Source organism: Streptomyces sp. NBC_00250 (assembly GCF_036192275.1).
GTDB lineage: Bacteria > Actinomycetota > Actinomycetes > Streptomycetales > Streptomycetaceae > Streptomyces.
The window spans coordinates 3,711,211-3,731,485 of the sequence record NZ_CP108088.1 but is presented as its reverse complement, the minus strand read 5'-3'; the positions used below and the strand labels follow the sequence as shown (position 1 = coordinate 3,731,485).

21 protein-coding genes and 1 riboswitch are annotated in these 20,275 nt (G+C 72.9%); of the genes, 13 read left to right on the top strand and 8 right to left on the bottom strand.

Going from position 1 to position 20,275, the window contains the following annotated elements:
- The first annotated feature begins 123 nt into the window (after positions 1-123).
- A complete protein-coding gene (locus OG259_RS16610) occupies positions 124-1,578 on the top strand; it encodes a DUF2079 domain-containing protein (protein ID WP_328947104.1) in 1,455 nt (484 codons plus the stop codon).
- Positions 1,579-1,754: 176 nt separating this feature from the next.
- On the opposite strand, the gene OG259_RS16605 is transcribed toward OG259_RS16610, so the two are convergent.
- Complete coding sequence (locus OG259_RS16605) at positions 1,755-2,351, bottom strand: hypothetical protein (RefSeq protein WP_328942993.1); 597 nt, start codon at positions 2,349-2,351, stop codon at positions 1,755-1,757.
- A gap of 252 nt (positions 2,352-2,603) precedes the next feature.
- Here OG259_RS16605 and OG259_RS16600 point away from each other — a divergent pair, with 252 nt between their 5' ends.
- The 7 genes from OG259_RS16600 to OG259_RS16570 all read left to right on the top strand — a co-directional run bounded on the left by OG259_RS16600 (position 2,604) and on the right by OG259_RS16570 (position 8,566).
- Positions 2,604-3,464 carry a bifunctional methylenetetrahydrofolate dehydrogenase/methenyltetrahydrofolate cyclohydrolase gene (locus OG259_RS16600; RefSeq protein WP_266895639.1) on the top strand — a complete coding sequence of 287 codons (861 nt, stop codon included), beginning with the start codon at positions 2,604-2,606 and terminating at the stop codon, positions 3,462-3,464.
- A gap of 1 nt (position 3,465) precedes the next feature.
- The gene (locus OG259_RS16595; protein WP_328942992.1) at positions 3,466-4,035 is read left to right on the top strand and encodes a DUF3017 domain-containing protein; all 570 of its coding nucleotides are present in this window, start codon (positions 3,466-3,468) and stop codon (positions 4,033-4,035) included.
- A 233-nt stretch (positions 4,036-4,268) separates the two neighbouring features.
- Complete coding sequence (locus OG259_RS16590; RefSeq protein WP_328942991.1) at positions 4,269-5,363, top strand: helix-turn-helix domain-containing protein; 1,095 nt, start codon at positions 4,269-4,271, stop codon at positions 5,361-5,363.
- A gap of 333 nt (positions 5,364-5,696) precedes the next feature.
- Positions 5,697-6,686, top strand: a complete 990-nt coding sequence (locus tag OG259_RS16585) for a malate dehydrogenase (protein WP_328942990.1) — start codon at positions 5,697-5,699, stop codon at positions 6,684-6,686.
- Positions 6,687-6,872: 186 nt separating this feature from the next.
- Positions 6,873-7,103, top strand: a complete 231-nt coding sequence (locus tag OG259_RS16580) for a hypothetical protein (RefSeq protein ID WP_328942989.1) — start codon at positions 6,873-6,875, stop codon at positions 7,101-7,103.
- Positions 7,096-7,503: a hypothetical protein gene (locus tag OG259_RS16575; RefSeq protein ID WP_328942988.1), complete on the top strand. Its 408-nt coding sequence runs from the start codon at positions 7,096-7,098 to the stop codon at positions 7,501-7,503. Before OG259_RS16580 ends, OG259_RS16575 begins: the two co-directional genes overlap by 8 nt.
- Positions 7,504-7,684: 181 nt before the next feature.
- Positions 7,685-8,566 carry a hypothetical protein gene (locus OG259_RS16570; RefSeq protein ID WP_328942987.1) on the top strand — a complete coding sequence of 294 codons (882 nt, stop codon included), beginning with the start codon at positions 7,685-7,687 and terminating at the stop codon, positions 8,564-8,566.
- A 117-nt stretch (positions 8,567-8,683) separates the two neighbouring features.
- Here the strand turns inward: OG259_RS16570 and OG259_RS16565 are convergent, their stop codons facing one another.
- Together OG259_RS16565 and OG259_RS16560 are read right to left on the bottom strand one after the other, a co-directional pair.
- Positions 8,684-9,430, bottom strand: coding sequence for an isocitrate lyase/PEP mutase family protein (locus OG259_RS16565; RefSeq protein WP_328947103.1), 747 nt, complete (start codon positions 9,428-9,430; stop codon positions 8,684-8,686).
- Positions 9,431-9,450: 20 nt separating this feature from the next.
- Positions 9,451-9,981 carry a carboxymuconolactone decarboxylase family protein gene (locus OG259_RS16560; RefSeq protein WP_328942986.1) on the bottom strand — a complete coding sequence of 177 codons (531 nt, stop codon included), beginning with the start codon at positions 9,979-9,981 and terminating at the stop codon, positions 9,451-9,453.
- Positions 9,982-10,027: 46 nt separating this feature from the next.
- Here OG259_RS16560 and pdxR point away from each other — a divergent pair, with 46 nt between their 5' ends.
- On the top strand, positions 10,028-11,563 hold the full coding sequence (gene pdxR / locus OG259_RS16555) for a MocR-like pyridoxine biosynthesis transcription factor PdxR (RefSeq protein WP_328942985.1): 1,536 nt from the start codon (positions 10,028-10,030) through the stop codon (positions 11,561-11,563).
- 54 nt (positions 11,564-11,617) lie between these two features.
- Here the strand turns inward: pdxR and OG259_RS16550 are convergent, their stop codons facing one another.
- A complete protein-coding gene (locus tag OG259_RS16550) occupies positions 11,618-12,487 on the bottom strand; it encodes a hypothetical protein (RefSeq protein ID WP_328947102.1) in 870 nt (289 codons plus the stop codon).
- A 146-nt stretch (positions 12,488-12,633) separates the two neighbouring features.
- On the opposite strand from OG259_RS16550, the gene OG259_RS16545 reads away from it, so the two are divergent.
- Together OG259_RS16545 and OG259_RS16540 are read left to right on the top strand one after the other, a co-directional pair.
- Positions 12,634-12,933, top strand: coding sequence for a hypothetical protein (locus tag OG259_RS16545; RefSeq protein WP_328942984.1), 300 nt, complete (start codon positions 12,634-12,636; stop codon positions 12,931-12,933).
- Between the two features lie 14 nt (positions 12,934-12,947).
- Positions 12,948-14,132: a glutathionylspermidine synthase family protein gene (locus tag OG259_RS16540; protein WP_328942983.1), complete on the top strand. Its 1,185-nt coding sequence runs from the start codon at positions 12,948-12,950 to the stop codon at positions 14,130-14,132.
- 4 nt (positions 14,133-14,136) lie between these two features.
- On the opposite strand, the gene OG259_RS16535 is transcribed toward OG259_RS16540, so the two are convergent.
- Positions 14,137-14,832 carry a polysaccharide deacetylase family protein gene (locus OG259_RS16535; RefSeq protein ID WP_328942982.1) on the bottom strand — a complete coding sequence of 232 codons (696 nt, stop codon included), beginning with the start codon at positions 14,830-14,832 and terminating at the stop codon, positions 14,137-14,139.
- Positions 14,833-14,923: 91 nt separating this feature from the next.
- Positions 14,924-16,132: an ornithine--oxo-acid transaminase gene (gene rocD / locus OG259_RS16530; protein ID WP_328942981.1), complete on the bottom strand. Its 1,209-nt coding sequence runs from the start codon at positions 16,130-16,132 to the stop codon at positions 14,924-14,926.
- A gap of 124 nt (positions 16,133-16,256) precedes the next feature.
- A riboswitch (ZMP/ZTP riboswitch) is annotated at positions 16,257-16,347 on the top strand.
- Between the two features lie 73 nt (positions 16,348-16,420).
- Between rocD and glyA the strand changes: the two genes are divergently transcribed.
- On the top strand, positions 16,421-17,698 hold the full coding sequence (gene glyA, locus OG259_RS16525) for a serine hydroxymethyltransferase (protein WP_328942980.1): 1,278 nt from the start codon (positions 16,421-16,423) through the stop codon (positions 17,696-17,698).
- Between the two features lie 55 nt (positions 17,699-17,753).
- On the opposite strand, the gene OG259_RS16520 is transcribed toward glyA, so the two are convergent.
- Together OG259_RS16520 and OG259_RS16515 are read right to left on the bottom strand one after the other, a co-directional pair.
- The gene (locus tag OG259_RS16520) at positions 17,754-18,551 is read right to left on the bottom strand and encodes a hypothetical protein (RefSeq protein WP_328942979.1); all 798 of its coding nucleotides are present in this window, start codon (positions 18,549-18,551) and stop codon (positions 17,754-17,756) included.
- On the bottom strand, positions 18,544-19,152 hold the full coding sequence (locus OG259_RS16515) for an RNA polymerase sigma factor (protein WP_328942978.1): 609 nt from the start codon (positions 19,150-19,152) through the stop codon (positions 18,544-18,546). The genes OG259_RS16520 and OG259_RS16515 overlap by 8 nt, the downstream gene beginning before the upstream one ends.
- Positions 19,153-19,208: 56 nt before the next feature.
- Between OG259_RS16515 and trpS the strand changes: the two genes are divergently transcribed.
- Positions 19,209-20,222, top strand: a complete 1,014-nt coding sequence (gene trpS, locus OG259_RS16510) for a tryptophan--tRNA ligase (RefSeq protein WP_328942977.1) — start codon at positions 19,209-19,211, stop codon at positions 20,220-20,222.
- Positions 20,223-20,275: the final 53 nt, after the last annotated feature.

The following is a 20,275-nucleotide window of genomic DNA, read 5'->3' as shown; positions in this document are numbered from 1 at the left end:
ATGCAGAACGTCACCGAGAGTGCTCGTGGCGCTACGGGAGCCCCGGCGGCGACCGATCCACCGATCGGGTGGACTCTGGTCTAATGGGTTGCTCTTTTGTCGACCACTGGTAGTGGGGGCGTGGTGTTGGACGTACAGAACAGGTCCGCCGAGGAGGCCGTCACCGGCACTCCGGGCGCCGCCCGCACCGAGTCGCCGGATGGCCTCTCTCCGGCCCCGCTCCGCCCGTACCTGATCCTCGCGGCCGTCCTCTGCGGCCTGTACTTCCTCTACTCCTGGGTGCAGTACGCGCACTTCCGCACCCCGTCCTGGGACCTCGGGATCTTCGGGCAGTCGGTCCGGGCGTACGCCGAGTTCCGGGCCCCGGTCGTCGACATCAAGGGCCCCGGCTTCCACATACTCGGCGACCACTTCAGCCCCGTCACCGCGCTGCTCGCACCGCTCTACTGGGTCTGGTCCTCACCGGTCTCCCTGCTCTTCGCCCAGGCCGCGCTGTTCGCCTCCGGCGCCGTCGTCGTCGGCCGCACCACCCAGCAGATCCTCGGCAGCCGGGCCGCCGGCCTCGGCCTCGCCCTCGCGTACGGGCTCTCGTGGGGGCTCCAGGAGGCGGTCAAGTCCGACTTCCACGAGATCGCCTTCGCCGTCCCGATGCTCGCCCTGACCTGCCGGGCGCTGCTCCTCGGCCGCTGGACCGCGGCCGCGGCCTGGGCCGCGCCGCTCGTCCTCGTCAAGGAGGACATGGGTCTCACCGTCTCCATGGTCGGCGTGGTCCTCTTCCTGAAGGGGCAGAAGCGGCTCGGCGCGGCCCTGGCCGGCTTCGGCGCGGCGGCCTTCGCCCTGACGGTCCTCGTCCTGATCCCGGCGGCGAGCCGGGTCGGCGAGTACGACTACTGGTCGAAGATCGAGAAGACCGGGCAGGGCGCCGAGACCTCCTTCGGGCAGGTCATCGGCGACGCCCTCGCCTCGGGCGAGCGCTGGGAGATGGTGATCTTCCTGCTCGCCGTCACCGGGTTCCTCGCCCTGCGCTCCCCGCTGATCCTGCTGGTCCTGCCAACGCTCGGCTGGCGCTTGCTCTCCCAGGACCCCAATCACTGGGGCATGCACTGGCACTACAGCGCCATCCTCATGCCGGTGGTCTTCCTGGCCCTGGTGGACGGCGTCCGTTCCGTGCGCACCTCGCCGCGCGCGTGGCTCGCCTCGTACGGGAAGGTCGTCGTCCCGGTCGCTACGGCGGTCGCGCTGGTCCTCGCCGTGAACCTGCCGCTGCGGGAGCTGACGAAGGCGGAGACGTACCGGACGGACACCCGGACCGAGCAGGCGCGCGCGGCGGTCGACGCGGTGCCGGAGGGCGTGAGCGTGGAGGCGGACGTCTCGCTCCTCGCGCACCTCACGGCGGACCACCGCGTCTACTGGGTGGGCACGTCGAAGGGCGCCACCCCGGACTATCTCGCCTTCGACCTGCGCGGCTGGTCGCAGCAGGTCTCGGACCCGGAGCAGCTGGCTTCGCAACTGCATCCGGAGGCGCGGTACGAGATCACCCACCGCTCGGACGGCTTCGCGGTCCTCAAGCGGGTCTGACGGCGGAGGCGCAGGGCGTCGACCGAGTCGGCCGGACGTCGACCGGCCCGGCCAGGACGTCGCCCGGCCCCGTACGACGTCCTGGGGCAGGCCCCGTACGACGAGGAGGGCCCCGTTCCAGGTGAATCACCTGGAACGGGGCCCTCCTCGTCTTGCGTGTGCCGTGCGCCCCGTGCTCAGTAGCGCGGGCGGTTGAACCAGGCCGACGCCTGCGAGCCGATCATCGAGGCGAGGATGACGCCGCTGATGGCGAGGCTGATGACGCCGCCGAAGACGCCGCTGGGCTCGCCCTGGGCGAAGTTGCCGAGCGAACCGACGATCATCAGCGAGGCGTAGATGATCGTGATGACGCGGATCGCGGTGCCGCCCTTGGAGAACCGGACACCGAGGAAGATCGCCAGGCCGGCGAAGGCCAGCAGGACGGCGACGATGGCGAAGCCGAGGCCGGCGAGGCCGGTGGCCGCGTCCGAGTCGTCGACCGCGCTGGAGGCGGCGCCGATCGCGATGGCCGCGATGACGCCGACGACGATCTGCAGGCCGCCGATGATGAAGAGCAGCACGCGCGCGGCGGTCATCATTCCGGGCATCTTGGCCGGGCCCTGCGGGTAGCCACCGGGGCCGTACGGAGAGATCGGCGGAGCCGCGGGGTAGCCGTAGCCCTGCTGCGGCGGCACGCCCTGGGGGGCCTGCTGCGGGTAGCCGTAGCCGGGCTGCTGGCCCTGGCCCTGGCCCTGCGGCGGGCCGTAGGGGTTGTTCGGGTCACCGAAGCTCATCGCGGGATTCCTCCGTGAAATTTTTCTCTTTGCGGGGACGACGCGGCCCGCGCGGAGGACTCTTCACGGTTGTGAGCGGATTCCCCCCGGCACTTTCCGCGGTACTTCGCCGATCATCGTGGTCGCAACGTCGACTTTTTGTCCAGTCGATACGCATCGGAGTTGTGCAAGTGCAACCCGTCGCTCCGCGGGAGCGGCCGCCCGGCACGAGCGAATTGGAACAAGGCGGGGGTCATCCGGGAGGATGTCACCATGAGCGCCCAGATTCTCGATGGCAAGGCCACCGCAGCCGCGATCAAGTCCGATCTGACCGTCCGTGTGGCGGCCCTCAAGGAGCAGGGCGTCACGCCCGGCCTGGGCACCGTCCTCGTCGGCGACGACCCGGCCAGCCAGAAGTACGTGGCGGGCAAGCACCGCGACTGCGCCCAGGTCGGCATCGCCTCCATCCAGCGCCACCTTCCGGCCACCGCGACGCAGGAGGAGATCGAGGCGGTCGTACGGGAGCTCAACGAGGACCCGACCTGCACCGGTTACATCGTCCAGCTCCCGCTGCCGAAGGGCATCGACGAGAACCGGATCCTGGAGCTGATGGACCCGGCCAAGGACGCGGACGGCCTGCACCCGACCAACCTCGGCCGACTGGTGCTGAACGAGCCCGCCCCGCTGCCCTGCACGCCGAACGGCGTCATCACGCTGCTCCGCGCGCACGGCGTGGAGATCAACGGCGCGGAGGTCGTGGTCGTCGGCCGCGGTGTCACCATCGGCCGTCCGATGCCGCTCATCCTCACCCGCCGCTCCGAGAACGCGACCGTGACCCAGTGCCACACCGGCACCCGGGACCTCTCCGCGCACCTGCGCAACGCCGACATCATCGTGGCGGCGGCCGGTGTGCCGCATCTGATCAAGCCGGAGGACGTGAAGCCGGGCGCGGCCGTCCTCGACGTCGGCGTCTCGCGCAACGGTGAGGGCAAGATCCTCGGCGACGTGGACCCCGGCGTCGCCGAGGTGGCCGGCTGGATCTCCCCGAACCCCGGCGGTGTCGGCCCGATGACCCGCGCCCAGCTCCTCGTCAACGTCGTCGAGGCCGCCGAGCGCGCGGCCGCGGCGCTCTGACGTGACCTCCGGGACCCCGGGGACGGCCGGGAACCCGGGCGGGCCGTCCGACGGCGCCGCGAAGGACGGCCGACGGGACCCGGACGCCATGGACGCCGCCGACGCGCAGGACGCCGCCGACGCGCAGGACGCCGCCGACGCGACGGATGCGGCTTCGGCCCCGGCCGGCCCCGGCTGGAAGCGGCCGGCGCCCACCCTCACCACCGACACCGCGCGGCCCGAGGGCGGCGGCCGGGCGGCCCCCGGCGACGCGTCGGCACCCGCCCGTCAGTGGCCGCTGCTCACCGTGCTCGGTCTCGCCGGGATCGGGCTGCTCGTGGTGGGTACGGACGCCTTCGAGCAGGCCTTCCGGATCGGCACGATGCTGGTCGGGGCGGCGCTCCTCGTGGGGGCCGTGATGCGCCGGGTGCTGCCCTCGGTGGGCATGCTCGCCGTCCGGTCCCGCTTCACGGACATGATCACGTACGGGGTGATGGGTGGCCTGATCGTGCTGCTCGCGCTCATGGTGCAGCCGGGCCCCTGGCTGAGGATCCCGTTCCTGGAGGACGTCCTCCATCTGACGGTCACCTGACCCGGACGTACGTGGCACGGCGCCCGCCCTCTCCCCCGTGGGAGGGCGGGCGCCGCTGCGATCAAGGGTCATGTACGTGCCAAGGCGGGTTCAAGGTCCGTCGGTGCGCTGTGGCACGGAAGTGACCATTCCGGTACCTCGGCTGCGCATCCGGGGCGCGCATCGCCCCTGGACCTGCCATCCTTCGGGGAAGCAGGGGAGGCACGGGAGCCACGGGACGATGGGGGGCCGCCATGGCCGGCTGGAAGGCGCTGCCGGAGGAACTCGACCCGGACGTCCGCGCGTTCACGGAACGACTCCGCCGGCTGATCGACCGCAGCGGCCTCGGCGTCACGGCCGTCGCCGAGCGCACCGGACACGAACGGTCCGCGTGGGACACCTATCTGAACGGCCGTCAGCCCGCGCCCCGGAGCGCCGTCGTGGCACTCGCCGAGGTGACCGGAAGTGATCCGGCGGGCCTCGCGACCGACTGGGAGCGCGCGGAGCGCGCCTGGGCCCGCTCCGCCGCCCTCGTCGAGGGCTGGGGAGGCGGGCGCGGTGAGCCCGGTACGGAGCCCGGTCCTGAGCCCGAGGACGGCGACGGTCGCGGTCGCGGCATCGGTGCCGCCGGTGACGTGGGTGCTGCCGGTGCCGCGGGTGACGCCGTCGGCGCCCGTGGTGACAGCACCATGCAGATCCGCCGCGTCGACCCGCCCCGCCCGACAGTGCCTTCGGCCCCTGCCGCCGCCGCAGTGCCCCCGCCCCGCAACCCGGGCTCCGACTCGGCTTCCGCCGCACCTCCCGCGCGTACCCCCGACTCGCCTCGCCGCAAGGCCCTGCTCTACGCCGCCGGCGTCCTCGGCGCCCTGCTCGTCGTCACCGCCGCCCTGCTCCTCGTCGACCTCGGCGGTTCCGACGGCGAGGACGACCGGGTGGCCGCCCCGCCCGCGACCACCACCGCCCCGCCCGCCACACAGCGCACCAGCCTCCCGCCAGGGGTGAACTGCGCGGGAGCGGACTGCACGGGCCAGGACCCCGAGGCCATGGGATGCGGTGGCGCCCTCGCCACCACCGTCGCCCTCGCCCGCGTGGGCGCCGCGCAGGTCGAGGTCCGCTACAGCGAGACCTGCGGCGCCGCCTGGGCCCGGCTCACCCAGGGCTCCCCCGGGGACACCGTGACCATCCGCGTGGGGGACGACGCCCGGCGCGCGACCGTCGCCCCGGGCACCGACACGGCGGCGGTGGAGACCGACGCGTACACGCCGATGGTCGCGGTCGGCTCCGGCACGGCCGCGCGGGCCTGCGGCCTGCTCGCGGACGGGAGCGAAGGCTGCACCGCGAACCCGTAGGCACGCGCGCGGAATCCGTAGGCACGCGCGCGGACCCGTAGGCACGCGCGCGCGGACCAGCGGCCGGATCCGTGCGGGCGGGTGGTCGAAGCCCTGACCGACCCGCGGCCGGAGCCGTAACCGGCGTGTGGCCGAAGCCGTACGGACGGGTGGTTCGAGCCGTGCGGACGGGCGGCAGTGAGCCGGACCACAAGGGGGTGGGGATTCACCGGCGCCCGGGTCGGATAGCCTGACCGCTGGATATCTCTTCATGTCGAGACACCGATCGATCAAGAGAGCTATCCCGCACCAGGGGCAGGGACCCCCACCGCCAGCTGTCTTACGGAGATCGCCATGACCCGCACTCCCGTGAATGTCACCGTCACCGGCGCGGCCGGCCAGATCGGCTACGCGCTGCTCTTCCGCATCGCCTCGGGCCACCTGCTCGGCGCGGACGTGCCGGTCAAGCTGCGCCTCCTCGAGATCCCGCAGGGCGTGAAGGCCGCCGAGGGCACCGCCATGGAGCTCGACGACTGCGCGTTCCCGCTGCTCAAGGGCATCGACATCTTCGACGACCCGAGCAAGGGCTTCGAGGGCGCCAACGTCGCGCTGCTCGTCGGCGCCCGCCCGCGTACCAAGGGCATGGAGCGCGGCGACCTGCTCGCCGCCAACGGCGGCATCTTCAAGCCGCAGGGCAAGGCCATCAACGACCACGCCGCGGACGACATCAAGGTCCTCGTCGTCGGCAACCCGGCCAACACCAACGCCCTGATCGCCCAGGCCGCCGCCCCGGACGTGCCGGCCGAGCGCTTCACCGCGATGACCCGCCTGGACCACAACCGCGCGCTCTCGCAGCTCGCCGCCAAGACCGGCGCCTCGGTCGAGGACATCAAGCGCCTCACCATCTGGGGCAACCACTCGGCGACCCAGTACCCGGACATCTTCCACGCGGAGATCGCCGGCAAGAACGCCGCCGAGGCCGTCAACGACGAGGCGTGGCTGGCCGACACCTTCATCCCGACCGTCGCCAAGCGCGGCGCCGCGATCATCGAGGCCCGTGGCGCGTCCTCCGCCGCCTCGGCCGCGAACGCCGCCATCGACCACGTCCACACGTGGGTCAACGGCACCGCCGCGGGCGACTGGACCTCCATGGGCATCCCGTCGGACGGCTCGTACGGCGTCCCGGAGGGTCTCATCTCCTCCTTCCCCGTCACCTGCGTCGACGGCACGTACGAGATCGTCCAGGGCCTGGAGATCAACGACTTCTCCCGCAGCCGCATCGACGCCTCGGTGGCGGAGCTCGCCGAGGAGCGCGACGCGGTCCGCGAGCTCGGCCTCATCTGAGCCCAGGCTCCGCGCACTCGGCGCCCCCGGACCGTACGACCGACCGTACGGCCCGGGGGCGCCGTTTTTTCTGCCGTGACGGCGCCGCCCTTCATGCCCAGCGGAGCTGTATTTCCTGCCGACACGGAGCCCCCGCCTCCCCTATGCTGGCCCACCGGTTCACGGCCAAGTCAGCCGTAACCATGGGTGGTTACACACTTTCGGGGGAGTCTTGGCAGAGTCGTTCTTACCCCAGCAGCCGGGTCGGCCACCGCACCCGCGCTGCCCGAGGGCCCCGAGGTCTCCGTCCGCGAGCTCGGCTCCGACGACGACGCCACGTTCATCGAGAACACCAAGGCCGACGTCACCCCCGGCAACCACGACACCGTCACGAGCAAGACCTTCACCGACGCGAGCACCGGAGGCAAGCGTGGCTGAGACCGGGAACACCACCGCGAACGGCACCGGCGACGACCGGGCCGCCCACGGCGGCATCCATGTCACCAACACCGGGGGCAACGTCACCATCGGCGACCACAACACCGTCACCAGCACGGTCAACGGGACCCCGCCGGACCGCGACCCGCTGCAGGAGGAACTGCTCCGGGCCGTCCGCCGGCTCCGCGCCGACCTCGGCGGGGTCGTCCCCACCGAGCAGACCGCCGCCCTCGACACCGAACTCTCCGAGGCCGAGAACGAGATCGAGGGCACGGGCCGGGCGGACGCGGGACGGCTCACCCGGCTGCGCCGCGCCCTCACGGACGCGGGGGCGGTGACCGGGATCCTGGCGTCGGGCGTGGCCGTCGGACAGGCCGCCGGCGCCCTGCTCGGTGGGTGAGATGAGCGGCTACGGGGGTGGCGGCGGGGGCGGGGCCCGCTGGAACGAGGAGACACAGAGCTGGGAGTCCGGGGGGAAGAGCCGGGAGCCCTGGGGGACGGCGCCCGGTCCGGCGGAGGGAGCCGGGGGCGGCCCCGACAGACCCCCGCCGCCGCCCCGGCCCGAGCCTCCGCGGGACCCCATGTCCTCGCCTCCGCCGCAGAGGTACGCGCCGCCTCCCCCTCCCGCGTACGCCCCCGGGTACGCGCCGGAACACGGCCTCACCTACGTGCCGGAGACCGGCGGCTGGCAGTACCCCACGTCCGGAACGGCCGCCCCGGCGGCCCGGCCGCGCTCGCGGGCGGCCGTTGCGGCGGGGGTCGCCGTGGCCGTCCTCGCGGCGGGCTCCGTGGGCGGCTGGCTGCTCTGGGGCAAGGACGACGGCGGGCGGTCCCCGGCGGGCGGCGGGCCCGCAGCCTCCGTCTCGGCGCCGCAGGACACGACCGGGACCACCGACCCGACGGCCGCCCCACCTTCCGCCCCACCTTCCGCCCCACCTTCCGGCACGCCGTCGGATGCCCCGTCGGACTCGGCGTCGCCCTCCGGCACGGCCACCCCGACGGACGGCGCGCCCCCGGTCGGCTACCGCGTCGTGGAGGACCTCAAGGGCTTCACGATCGCGGTCCCCGACGGCTGGGACCGTACGGAGTCCGACCAAGGCGTCTTCTACAACGCGCCCGACCGCCGGAGCCTGCTCCAGGTCTTCGTCGTCACCGAGGCCGGTCTCACGCCGTACGAGGCCCTGCGTGGGACCTCCGAGGCCGGCCGCAGCACCAAGACCGGCTACCGGGAGATCAGCCTCGAACGGCTCACCGGCGAACCCGGCGCCCCGGTCGACGCCGCCGAACTGGTGTACGCGTACACGCGGGACGACGGCAGCCGCCGCAAGGTCGTCGACCGGGCTTTCACGGCCGCGGACGGCAACCACTACGCGATCCTGGCCGCCGGCCCGGAGGGCGATTGGCCGAAGCAGCGTGAATCCCTGCGGGTGGCACTGGAGTTCTTCCGGCCCGGCGCGTACTGAGCGAGGGGGTCTCCATCCCTGCTCCTTGTCCCCGATCCCCGATCCCCGATTCCCGATCCCCGATCCCCGAGGCAGGACTTCGGACGTCGGGCCTCGGGGATCGGGAATCGGGGACGCTCAGAGAGCCCCGCCGTCCCTGAGCTTCGCCGCCCGCGCCGACAGGTCGTCCGTCGCCTGTCGGAGCAGCCCGTCGGCGAAGGTGATCCGGGTCGCGCCGAGGCGTCCGAGGTCGGCGAAGGGCGGGCCGCCCGGCCTGGCCAGGGTGTTGAGCGGGAGGTCGCCCAGGGCGGCGCGGAGGACGGGGAGGTCGGCGGGCGGGGCCGCGATCGGGTAGACGCAGTCCGCGCCCGCCTCCGTGTAGCGCCGGGCGCGCTCGATCGCCGCGTGGACCGGTTCGGGCGCCCGGCGGATGTACACGTCCACGCGCGCGTTGACGAAGAGACCGGGTCCCGCAGCGGCCCGTACCTCCGCCAGCCACTCGGCGTGCGCCGCCGGGTCCTTGAGCCCGCCGTCCGGGCCGGTGTCCTCCAGGTTCACCCCGACGGCCCCCGACTCCCGTACGCGCTCCACCAGTTCGGCGGCCGAGAGGCCGTAGCCGCCCTCCAGGTCCGCCGTGACGGGTACGGAGACGGCGCGGACGATCCGGGCCACGGCGGCGAACATCTCCGCCACCGGTGTCGACCCGTCCTCGTACCCGAGGGCGGCGGCGATCCCGGCGCTCGGCGTCGCGAGCGCCGGGAAACCGGTCGCCTCGAAGGCGCGGGCGCTCACCGCGTCCCACGGGCCGGGCAGCACCAGCGGATCGCCGGCGGCCCGGTCCCGGTGGAGGGCGCGCAGGGCCTCGGCCGTCGCGCCCCCGGTCACCCCCACGCCCGCACCGACGCTCACGCGCCGCGCGGGGTGTAGTGGCCGGGCGTCATCCGGGTGGTGACGGCGATCCGGTTCCAGGCGTTGATGACGACGATCGCGCTGATGACCCGGGCGAGCTCGGTCTCGTCGAAGTGCGCGGCGGCGCGGGCGTACACCTTGTCGGGGACGAAGCCGTCGGTGAGGACGGTGACGGACTCGGTCAGCGCGAGGGCGGCCAGTTCCCGCTCGGTGTAGAAGTGCCGGGACTCCTCCCAGGCGGAGAGCTGCACGATCCGCTCGACGGTCTCGCCCTCGGCCAGTGCGTCCTTGGTGTGCATGTCGATGCAGAAGGCGCAGTGGTTGACCTGCGAGGCCCGGATCTTGATCAGGTGGTACAGGGTCGGGTCGATGTCCTTCGCGGCCGCCGCCTCCAGGCGCAGCATCGCCCGGTAGAACTCGGGGACGCGCTCGGCGAGGGGGAGGCGGGGGGCGTGCTCGTGGGCGTACTCGGTCTTCGCGGCCGTAGCGGTCCCGGTGGTGTCGACGATGTCCGTGTGAGTGATCATGCCTTCACCGTACGAGCGGGGTGGCTCAGGAGTATGGTCCATTGTCATGGCAAACGAGTGGGCCACTTTCGGGGCCGACCTCCATCTGGAACTCCGGGGTCCGCGCCTGCGGGCCGGTCTCATGGACGCCCTGCGGGAGGCGGTGCGCAGCGGGCGCCTGGAGGCGGGGACCCGGCTGCCGTCCTCCCGGTCGCTCGCCGCCGACCTCGGCATGGCCCGTAACACCGTCGCCGACGCCTACGCCGAACTCGTCGCCGAGGGCTGGCTGACGGCCAGGCAGGGCTCCGGCACCCGGGTCGCCCGGCGCGCCGAGCCGCGCCGCGACGAGCCGCGCCGCGCCGACCCCCGCCGTGACGGCGCGCGCCCGGCGGGACGGCTCGTGGGCTCTCCCGCGCTTGCCCTGCCCCGGCCCTCCGCGCCCGCGCACAACCTCAAGGCCGGCACACCCGACCTGGCGTCCTTCCCGCGCACCGAGTGGCTCAAGGCGTACCGGAGGGCGCTCACCGCCGCCCCGAACGAGGCCTTCGGGTACGGCGATCCGCGCGGCCGGATCGAACTGCGCACCGTCCTCGCCGAGTACCTCGCCCGCGCGCGGGGCGTGCACGCCCGGCCGGAGCGGATCGTCGTCTGCGCGGGCTTCGTGCACGGCCTGATGCTGCTGGGGCAGGTGCTGCGGAGCCGGGGCGTACGGGACGTGGCGATCGAGTCGTACGGGCTCGGCCTCCACGCCGGCCTCCTCACCGGCGCCGGTCTCGGCACCCCGATCCTGCCCTTCGACGAACGCGGCACCCGGGTCGAGGAGTTGTCGGCACAAGGGAAGTCCGAGGAGCCCCGCGAGCTCCGTCAGTCCAGTGAGTCCCGGGAGTCCCAGGAGCCCCGTGCGCCCGGCGGTCTCGGTTCGGTCGGGGCCGTCCTCATGACGGCCGCCCACCAGTTCCCGCTCGGCGGCGCCCTGCCCCCGGACCGGCGCGCGGCGGTCGTCGACTGGGCGCGCGCCTCGGGCGGTTTCGTCCTGGAGGACGACTACGACGGGGAGTTCCGGTACGACCGGCAGCCGGTGGGCGCGCTCCAGGGCCTCGATCCCGAGCGGGTCGTCTACTTCGGCACCGCGAGCAAGTCGCTCGCCCCCGGGCTCCGGCTCGCGTGGATGGTGCTGCCGGAGAGCCTGGTCGGCGAGGTGGTGGCGGCGAAGGGGGCCGTGGACTGGGTGTGCGGCGGGCCGGACCAGCTGGCGTTCGCGGAGTTCCTGGGCTCGGGGGCGTACGACCGGCATGTACGGGCGATGCGGCTGCGCTACCGGCGCCGCCGCGACCAGCTGGTGGCGGCGGTGGCCGCGCACTCGCCCGACACCCGGGTCAGCGGCATCGCGGCCGGCCTCCACGCCGTCCTCGCCCTGCCGCCCGGCACCGAACAGGACGTCCTGCGGGCGGCGGCCTGGAACGGCCTCGCCGTCCAGGGCGTCAACCAGTTCCGCCGCCCGGCGGTGCCGGCGACCCTGGACGGACTGGTCGTCGGCTACGCGACACCACCGGACAGCGCCTGGCAGGGCGCCCTCCAGGCGCTGTGCCGGGTGCTCCCCTGAGAGGCGTCCAGGAGGGACTTTCCGGACACGACCCAACCCTTCGCCGGACAGGACCTAACCCTTCGCCGGACCCGCGCCGGTCCCCGCCCCCGCGGCCACGACGCGCCCGGTCTCGTCCACCTCCGGTGGTTCGCCGAAGCGGGCCAGGGTCAGGGAGCCCGCCACCGCGATCGCGAAGCCGGTGACCGCGAGCCAGCCGAGCCCCTCCCTCGTACGGTCACCGAGCCAGACCACCCCGATGATCGCGGGCCCGATCGTCTCGCCGAGGACCGCGCCCGCCGTCGCCGTGGTCACCGAGCCGCGCTGAAGAGCGGAGGTCAGCAGCAGGAACGCCGCTCCGCCGCCCACCAGGAGCGCGTACCAGACCGGGTCGGCGAAATCGATGCCGTCGATCAGCCGGACCGCCACCTCCACCACCCCGAAGCCGAAGCCCGCCCCGAGGCCGAGGACGAGGGCGCGGGGCCGCTGCGGCAGCCTGCCGCCCACCACGCCGAGCAGCAGCACCCCGACGGCGGCCGCGAGCAGCGCCCAGCGCAGGGCGTCCGAGCCCTCCCGGTGGCCCTCCTTCCCGGCGGCGAGGGCGAGCAGCGCGAGCCCCGCGCAGACCACGGCCACCGCCGTCCACTCGACCCGGCTCAGCCGCACCCGCAGCAAGCGGGAGGCGATGACCGCCGTGACCGCGAGACTCGCGGCGAGGGCGGCGCCCACCACGTAGATGGGCAGGGTCCGCAGGGCGACGATCTGGAGGACGAACCCGGTTCCGTCCAGAGCGAGTCCGGCGAGATATCGCCACTGTCGCAGCGCCCGCCCCATCAGGGCGACGTCGACGCCACCACCGGTCCCCGGTGTCGCGGCGCGGGCGCCCATCGCCTGGAGAACCGAGGCCGCGCCGAAGCAGACGGACGAAGCGAGCGCACAAATCATCCCGAGTAGCACGAAATGACTCTAGGCGTTGCGGCTGGAAATCACCGGCCTACACTGTGCGGTCGCGACAGACGTGAACGCGACAAGCGTGAACGGCGGCCGGTGTGACCGCAGGGGTCGCGACCGCGATCGGGAGGGCGACGGACATGCGGAGGCTGAGGTCGAGCACGGTGGTGCTCGGCGGGATGGGCGTGCTCGCGGCGACGATCACCGCGTGCGGCTCCGAGCCGGACAAGCGGTGTGTGGACCCGCTGACCCGGGAGGAGCTGCCCCGCTACGAGTGCGAGAGCAACGGCGGCGGCAGCGACGACGACAACGGCGGCACGACCCGTGGCTCGTACTACTACGGCGGTTCCATACGCGACAAGCAGGTGAGCGGCGGCAGCTTCGACAAGAAGGCCGTCGACACCGGCGGCTTCGGCTGCTCCGGTTCCGGCGGCGGCTGAGAGAGGCCCGGCACATGCGACGGCACACGATCGAGCCCCGGCCCGGCTGGCAGGAGACGGTGGAGGAGCAGGGGCTCGTCTACCCGCTGACCCGCTACCCGGACGGTTCGCTGCGCCCGTACTGGGACGAGAGCGCCTACTACTCCTTCACCCTGCCCGAGGTCGAGGCCCTGGAGGAGGTCGTCGAGGAGCTGCACGCGATGTGCCTGGCGGCGGCCGCCCACATCGTCGAGCGGGACCGGTTCGCCGAGCTCGGGTTCACCGATCCGAAGCTCGTGTCCCTGGTCGCCGAGTCCTGGCGTCGGCGCGCGGAACTTCCGTCCCTCTACGGGCGGTTCGACCTGCGCTACGACGGCACCGGCCCGGCCAAGATGCTGGAGTACAACGCCGACACCCCGACCTCGCTCGTGGAGGCCGCGAGCCCGCAGTGGTTCTGGATGGAAGAGCGGTTCCCCGGCGCCGACCAGTGGAACTCCCTCCACGAACGGCTCGTCGACGCGTGGAAGAAGCAGGCCCACCTGTTGCCCCCCGGCCCGCTCCACTTCGCGCACTCGGACGGCGACGAACTCGGCGAGGACCTGATGACGGTCGCGTATCTGCGCGAGACCGCCCAGCAGGCCGGGCTCGACACCGAGGCGCTCTCCGTCGAACGGATCGGCTGGGACCGGCTCTCGCGCCGCTTCGTCGACGACCGGCTCCGGTTCATCCGCAGCTGCTTCAAGCTCTACCCGTGGGAGTGGCTGACCACCGACCGCTTCGGCCGGCACGTCCTGGACACCCTCGACAACGGCGGCGGCACCGGGACGACCTGCTGGATCGAGCCCGCCTGGAAGATGCTGCTCTCCAACAAGGCGCTCCTGGCGATCCTGTGGGAGCTGTACCCGGGCCACCCCAATCTGCTGCCCGCCTACCTCGACGGGCCGCGCGAACTCGCCACGACCAACGGCTGGGTCGCCAAGCCGCTGCTCGGCCGCGAGGGCGCGGGCGTCACCCTGCACGAGGCCGGCACGGAGCCGTTCGTACGGGACGGGGAGCCCTGCTGCTACCAGGAGCTGGCCCCGCTGCCGGACTTCGACGGCAACCGGGTGGTGCTCGGCGCGTGGGTCGTCGAGGACGAGGCGGCGGGGCTCGGGATCCGGGAGTCGTCGGGCCTCGTCACCGACGAGTACGCCCGCTTCCTCCCGCACGTGATCCTTTAGGGGTCTACTCGGGGACGTACTCCCTGAGCGGCGCGGGGTTCAGACCGGCGGCCTCGGCCGCGTCGAGGGCCCGCTTCAGGTCCTGCTCCAGGGTCTCGTTGAAGTGCAGCAGGATGATGTCGCCGGCCTTGAGCGTCGGCGTCGGCGGGGTCCACTGGCCCCAGGTGGTGAGGTCGTACGTCCATGTCACCAGGGCCTTCGCGCCGCAGGCGCGGGCCGCGGTCCGGGTGTTCTCGTCGAACGCGCCGTACGGCGGGCGCAGCAGCCGCGGCCCGTCGCCGAACTGCGCGAGGTGCTGGTCGCGCGCCCCGCAGACCTCCGCCCTCCGGCCCGCGGCGTCGAGGGTGGTCAGGTCCGGGTGGTTGACGGTGTGGTTCTCCACGCGGGAACGGCCCTGGTTCAGCAGGGTGTGGAAGTAGCCGGAGTCGTACGAGTAGGCGCCGGGCAGCAGGAAGAGGGAGGCGGGCACCCGGCGGTCGAGCAGCAGCTTCGCCGCGGCCGGGTCGTGGAACCAGCCGTCGTCGATGGTGATGAAGACGACCGGGTCGGTGGTCTCGACGTGCGAGACCACCGGGACGGGCTCGGGCCAGGCCGCCCCCGGGGCGGCGTGCGCGGGTCCCGTGACCGCGCCGAGGAGCGCGAAGGGGACGAGGGCGGCGAGCGCGGCACGCAGGGCGTGACGCAGACGGAGTCTCGGCATGGCGGCATCATTGGCCTAGACCAACTGCCGTGTCAATGGTCCGAGTTGCCCCACGACGGCCCGCGCCCGCCGCCCCCTCAAACGGACTTCGTCACTCCTCCGACAGCACGCCCCTCAGCTGCTCCAGACCCCAGTCCAGATCCTCCTTCGAGATCACCAGCGGCGGTGCGATCCGGATCGTCGAACCGTGCGTGTCCTTCACCAGGACACCCCGCTCCATCAGCTTCTCCGAGATCTCCCGGCCCGTGCCGTGCGACGGCGCGATGTCCACCCCGGCCCACAGCCCGCGCCCGCGCACCGCCTCCACCGCCCCGCCGCCCACGAGCAGCCCCAGCTCCGCGTGCAGGTGCTCGCCCAGCTCCGCCGCCCGCTCCTGGTACTCACCCGTCCGCAGCATCGCGATCACCTCCAGGGCCACCGCGCAGGCCAGCGGGTTCCCGCCGAACGTCGACCCGTGCTCACCCGGCCGGAACACCCCGAGGACATCCCGGTCGGCGACCACCGCCGACACCGGCACCACCCCGCCGCCCAGCGCCTTCCCCAGGATGTACACATCGGGCACCACGCCCTCGTGCTCGCACGCGAACGTCCGGCCCGTCCGGCCCAGACCCGACTGGATCTCGTCCGCCATGAACAGCACGTTCCGCCGGCGGGTCAGCTCCCGCACCCCCGCCAGATAGCCCGCCGGCGGGACCAGCACCCCCGCCTCGCCCTGGATCGGTTCGAGCAGCACCGCCACCGTGTTCTCGGTGACCGCCGCCTCCATCGCCGTCAGGTCCCCGTACGGCACGATCTCGAACCCCGGCGTGTACGGACCGAAGTGGTCCCGCGCCTCGTGGTCCGTGGAGAAGCCGACGATCGTCGTCGTCCTGCCGTGGAAGTTGTTCGCCGCGACCACGATCTTCGCGTGCCCGTCCGGCACGCCCTTCACCTCGTACCCCCACTTCCGGGCGGTCTTCACGGCCGTCTCGACCGCCTCCGCCCCGGTGTTCATCGGCAGCACCGCCTCCTTCCCGCACAGCTCGGCGAGCCGGGTGCAGAACTCGGCGAACCGGTCGTGGTGGAAGGCGCGTGAGGTCAGCGTCACCCGCTCCAGCTGGGCCTTCGCCGCGTCGATCAGACGCCGGTTGCCGTGCCCGAAGTTGAGCGCCGAGTATCCGGCGAGCATGTCGAGATAGCGGCGCCCCTCGACATCGGTCATCCAGGCGCCGTCCGCCGAAGCGACGACGACCGGCAGGGGGTGGTAGTTGTGTGCGCTGTGCGCCTCCGCCGAAGCGATCGCGTCTTGTGTGCTCGACACGGGATCTCCGTTCGTCCTGCGGGCTCGGGGGATGACCCCGACGAGGGGGTTGTGGCCCCTGTTTCTATCGTCGCTCGGATGCCGGACCGGGAAACCTCGCGCGCGGCGCGCCCGCTAGTCTGAAAACACGCACGGCGACTGGCGCACGGGGAAGCGACCCCGGGGGAGCCGTGCGCGGCAGACCACACGAGACGCCGCCCGCCTGGGCGTCACGGGACCGAAGTCCCGCGTGGCGCCGCGCCTCTCACGCAGTGTCCCGGGACCCGCCGACGCCCGGAGGACACCGCCATGACCGTCCCGCAGCCCCCGTACACGCACCCCGCACTCGCCGCCGCCGACCCCGAGCTCGCCGCCCTCGTCGGCGCCGAGGAACGCCTCCAGGCCGAGACCCTGCGCCTCATCCCCAGCGAGAACTACGTCTCCGCCGCCGTCCTCGAAGCCTCCGGCACCGTCCTCCAGAACAAGTACAGCGAGGGCTACCCCGGCCGCCGCTACTACGAGGGCCAGCAGAACATCGACCAGGTCGAGACCCTCGCCGTCGAGCGCGCCAAGGCCGTCTTCGGCGTCGACCACGCCAACGTCCAGCCCTACTCCGGCTCCCCGGCCAACCTCGCCGTCCACCTCGCCTTCGCCGAGCCCGGCGACACCGTCATGGGCATGGCCCTGCCCATGGGCGGCCACCTCACCCACGGCTGGGGCGTCTCCGCCACCGGCACGTGGTTCCGCGGCGTCCAGTACGGCGTCCGCCGGGACACCGGCCTCATCGACTTCGACGAGGTCCGCGAGCTCGCCCTCAAGGAACGCCCCAAGGTGATCTTCTGCGGCGGCACCGCGCTGCCCCGCACGATCGACTTCGCGGCCTTCGGCGAGATCGCCCGCGAGGCCGGTGCCGTGCTCGTCGCCGACGTCGCCCACATCGCCGGCCTCATCGCGGGTGGCGCCCACCCGTCCCCGGTCCCGCACGTCGACGTCATCTCCACGACCACCCACAAGACCCTGCGCGGCCCGCGCGGCGCCATGCTCATGTCCCGCGAGGAGCACTCCAAGGCCCTCGACAAGGCCGTCTTCCCCGGCCTCCAGGGCGGCCCGCACAACCAGACCACCGCCGCCATCGCCGTCGCCCTCCGCGAGGCGTCCCAGCCCTCCTTCCGCGACTACGCCCACGCCGTCGTCGCCAACGCCAAGGCCCTCGCCGAGGCACTCCTCGCCCGAGGCTTCGACCTGGTCTCCGGCGGCACCGACAACCACCTGATCCTGATGGACCTCACCCCCAAGCAGGTCCCCGGCAAGATCGCCGCGAAGGCCCTCGACCGGGCGGGCATCGTCGTCAACTACAACACCGTCCCCTACGATCCCCGGAAGCCGTTCGACCCCTCCGGCATCCGCATCGGCACCCCCTCCCTCACCTCCCGAGGCCTCACCACGGAGCACATGACGCAGGTCGCCGACTGGATCGACCGGGGCGTCGCGGCGGCCGGCACGGGCGACGAGCAAGCCCTCGCCACGATCCGCGCCGAGGTCGCCGACCTGATGGCCGCCTTCCCGGCCCCCGGCCTCCCGGTCTGACCGGGGGCGGATCCCAGGCCTGTCCGGCGGATCACGGCCGGGCGGGCCCGAGCCGTCAGCCGAGCGACTCCGCCGCCCGCCGGGCCTCCTCGCGGTCCGGTATGCCCTCCAGCCGGAAGGTGAGCGCGCCCCCGTTCCTCGTCCAGAGGAGCGTGGGGCCCGCCGTACGGACCTCATGGGTCCAGGCCGAGCCCGTCCCGTCCGTCATCGGGAACGTCAGCAGATGCGGGGCCGCGAACCAGTAGCCCTGCGCGCCGTCCGGGAGGTCGACCCACTGCGGCTGTGTCCGCACCTGCTTGGCGAAGCCGATGTCCAGCCGGGCCGGGAACTCGTCGAGCCGGACCGTCCGCTCCCCGTCGCGCCAGCACAGGCTGATCACCGCCCGGCCCCGGTCCGCCGACCCCGTCACCGCCACCGCGTCGGGCGCGCCGAGCGCCCTCGGTATCAGCGGCTCGAACCCCGCGAGCCGCCCGGCCTCCGCCGGCGGCACCGCCTCCGGGCACCCCGGCACCGGGCCGCCGGCCGCCGGGACATGACGTCCGTCCGGGTCGTACCGCACGGTGACCCCGCCGAAGCCGAACCACTCGGCCACGGCCGCCCGCACCGGCGGGGTGAGCACCAGCACGATCAGCACCCCGGTGAGACCCGCCACCAGCGCCCGCCGGCGCGCCCGCGCCCATCGCCGTACCGACGTCCACCACCCCCGTCGGCGGTGGACCGGCGTCGGCGTCGGCACCTGTTCGGCGAGGAGCTGGGCGAGCACCCGCTCGGCCATCGACTCCCCGTCCACGTCCGGCACCCTCAGCCGCCGTCCCAGCTCCCTCAGCTCGTCCGGCAGACCCTCGTCAGCCACGCTCCCCACCTCCCTCCGATCCGTCCCTCAGGCCTTCCTCCAGCACCAGGCCCAGCTTCTTCAGCGCCCGGCTCAGCCGGGACTTCACCGTCCCCTTCGGCCACCCGAGGGCCTGGGCCGTCTCCGTCTCGTCCAGCTCCAGCAGATACCGGTGGATCACCACCTGCCGGTGGTCGTCGGTGAGTCGATCGAGCGCGTCGAGGAGCCGTCTGCTCCGCTCCCGCTCCTCGGCCGCGACCGCCGGATCCGCCGAATCCGGTATCCGCGGCTCACCCCCGAGCAGGTCCGCCTCCCGGTCGGCGACGGCCCGCTGCCGACCCGCCGACCGCACTGTGTTCCTGGTCTCATTGACGACGATCCGCAGCAGCCACGGCCGGAACGCCGAGCCCTCCCGGAAGCGCCCCAGCGAGCGGTACGCCTTGAAGAACGCCTGCTGCACCACGTCCTCGGCCTCCGCACCCGCGCCGCACGCCACCGCCGCCCTCAGCGCGACCGCCGTGTACGCGCGGACCAGCTCCGCGTACGCCTCCGGCTCCCCGGCGCGCACCCGTGCGATCACCACGGCCTCGTCGTCGACCAGGCCCCCCTCCCGCGTCCTCACACTCTTGATACACCGGCAGTCCGGGATCGGTTCCCACACCTGAGAGAATGATGTGCATGGCCTCTGACAGTCCCCGCGTGCTCTCCGGAATCCAGCCCACCGCAGGCTCGTTCCACCTCGGCAACTACCTCGGCGCCGTCCGCCAGTGGGTCGCCCTGCAGGAGACCCACGACGCCTTCTACATGGTCGTCGACCTGCACGCGATCACGGTTCCCCAGGACCCCGCGGAGCTGCGTGCGAACACCCGGCTCGCCGCCGCCCAGCTGCTCGCGGCGGGTCTCGACCCGGAGCGCTGCACCCTCTTCGTCCAGAGCCACGTCCCCGAGCACGCCCAGCTCGGCTGGGTCATGAACTGCCTCACCGGCTTCGGCGAGGCCTCCCGCATGACCCAGTTCAAGGACAAGTCCGCGAAGCAGGGCGCCGACCGCGCCACCGTCGGCCTCTTCACGTACCCGATCCTCCAGGTCGCGGACATCCTGCTCTACCAGGCCAACCAGGTCCCGGTCGGCGAGGACCAGCGCCAGCACATCGAGCTGACCCGCGACCTCGCGGAGCGCTTCAACGGCCGCTTCGGCGAGACGTTCACGATCCCGGCGCCGTACATCCTCAAGGAGACGGCGAAGATCTACGACCTCCAGGACCCGTCGATCAAGATGAGCAAGTCGGCGTCCACGCCGAAGGGTCTGATCAACCTCCTGGACGACCCGAAGGTCACCGCGAAGAAGGTCAAGAGCGCGGTCACCGACACCGAGACGGTGATCCGTTTCGACCCGGAGAACAAGGCCGGCGTCTCCAACCTCCTCAGCATCCTGTCCACCCTCACCGGGACGAGCGTCGCCGATCTGGAGACGAGCTACGAGGGCAAGATGTACGGCGCGCTGAAGACGGATCTCGCCGAGGTCATGGTGGACTTCGTCACGCCGTTCCGGACCCGCACCCAGGAATACCTGGACGACCCGGAGACGCTGGACTCCGTTCTGGCCAAGGGAGCGGAGAAGGCTCGGGCCGTCGCCGCCGAGACGCTGGCGCAGACGTACGAGCGCATGGGCTTCCTGCCCGCCAAGCACTGAGTCCAAGGACCCTGGCCGAAAGGGTGGTGCAGGCCGCACACTGGCGGCTGCAC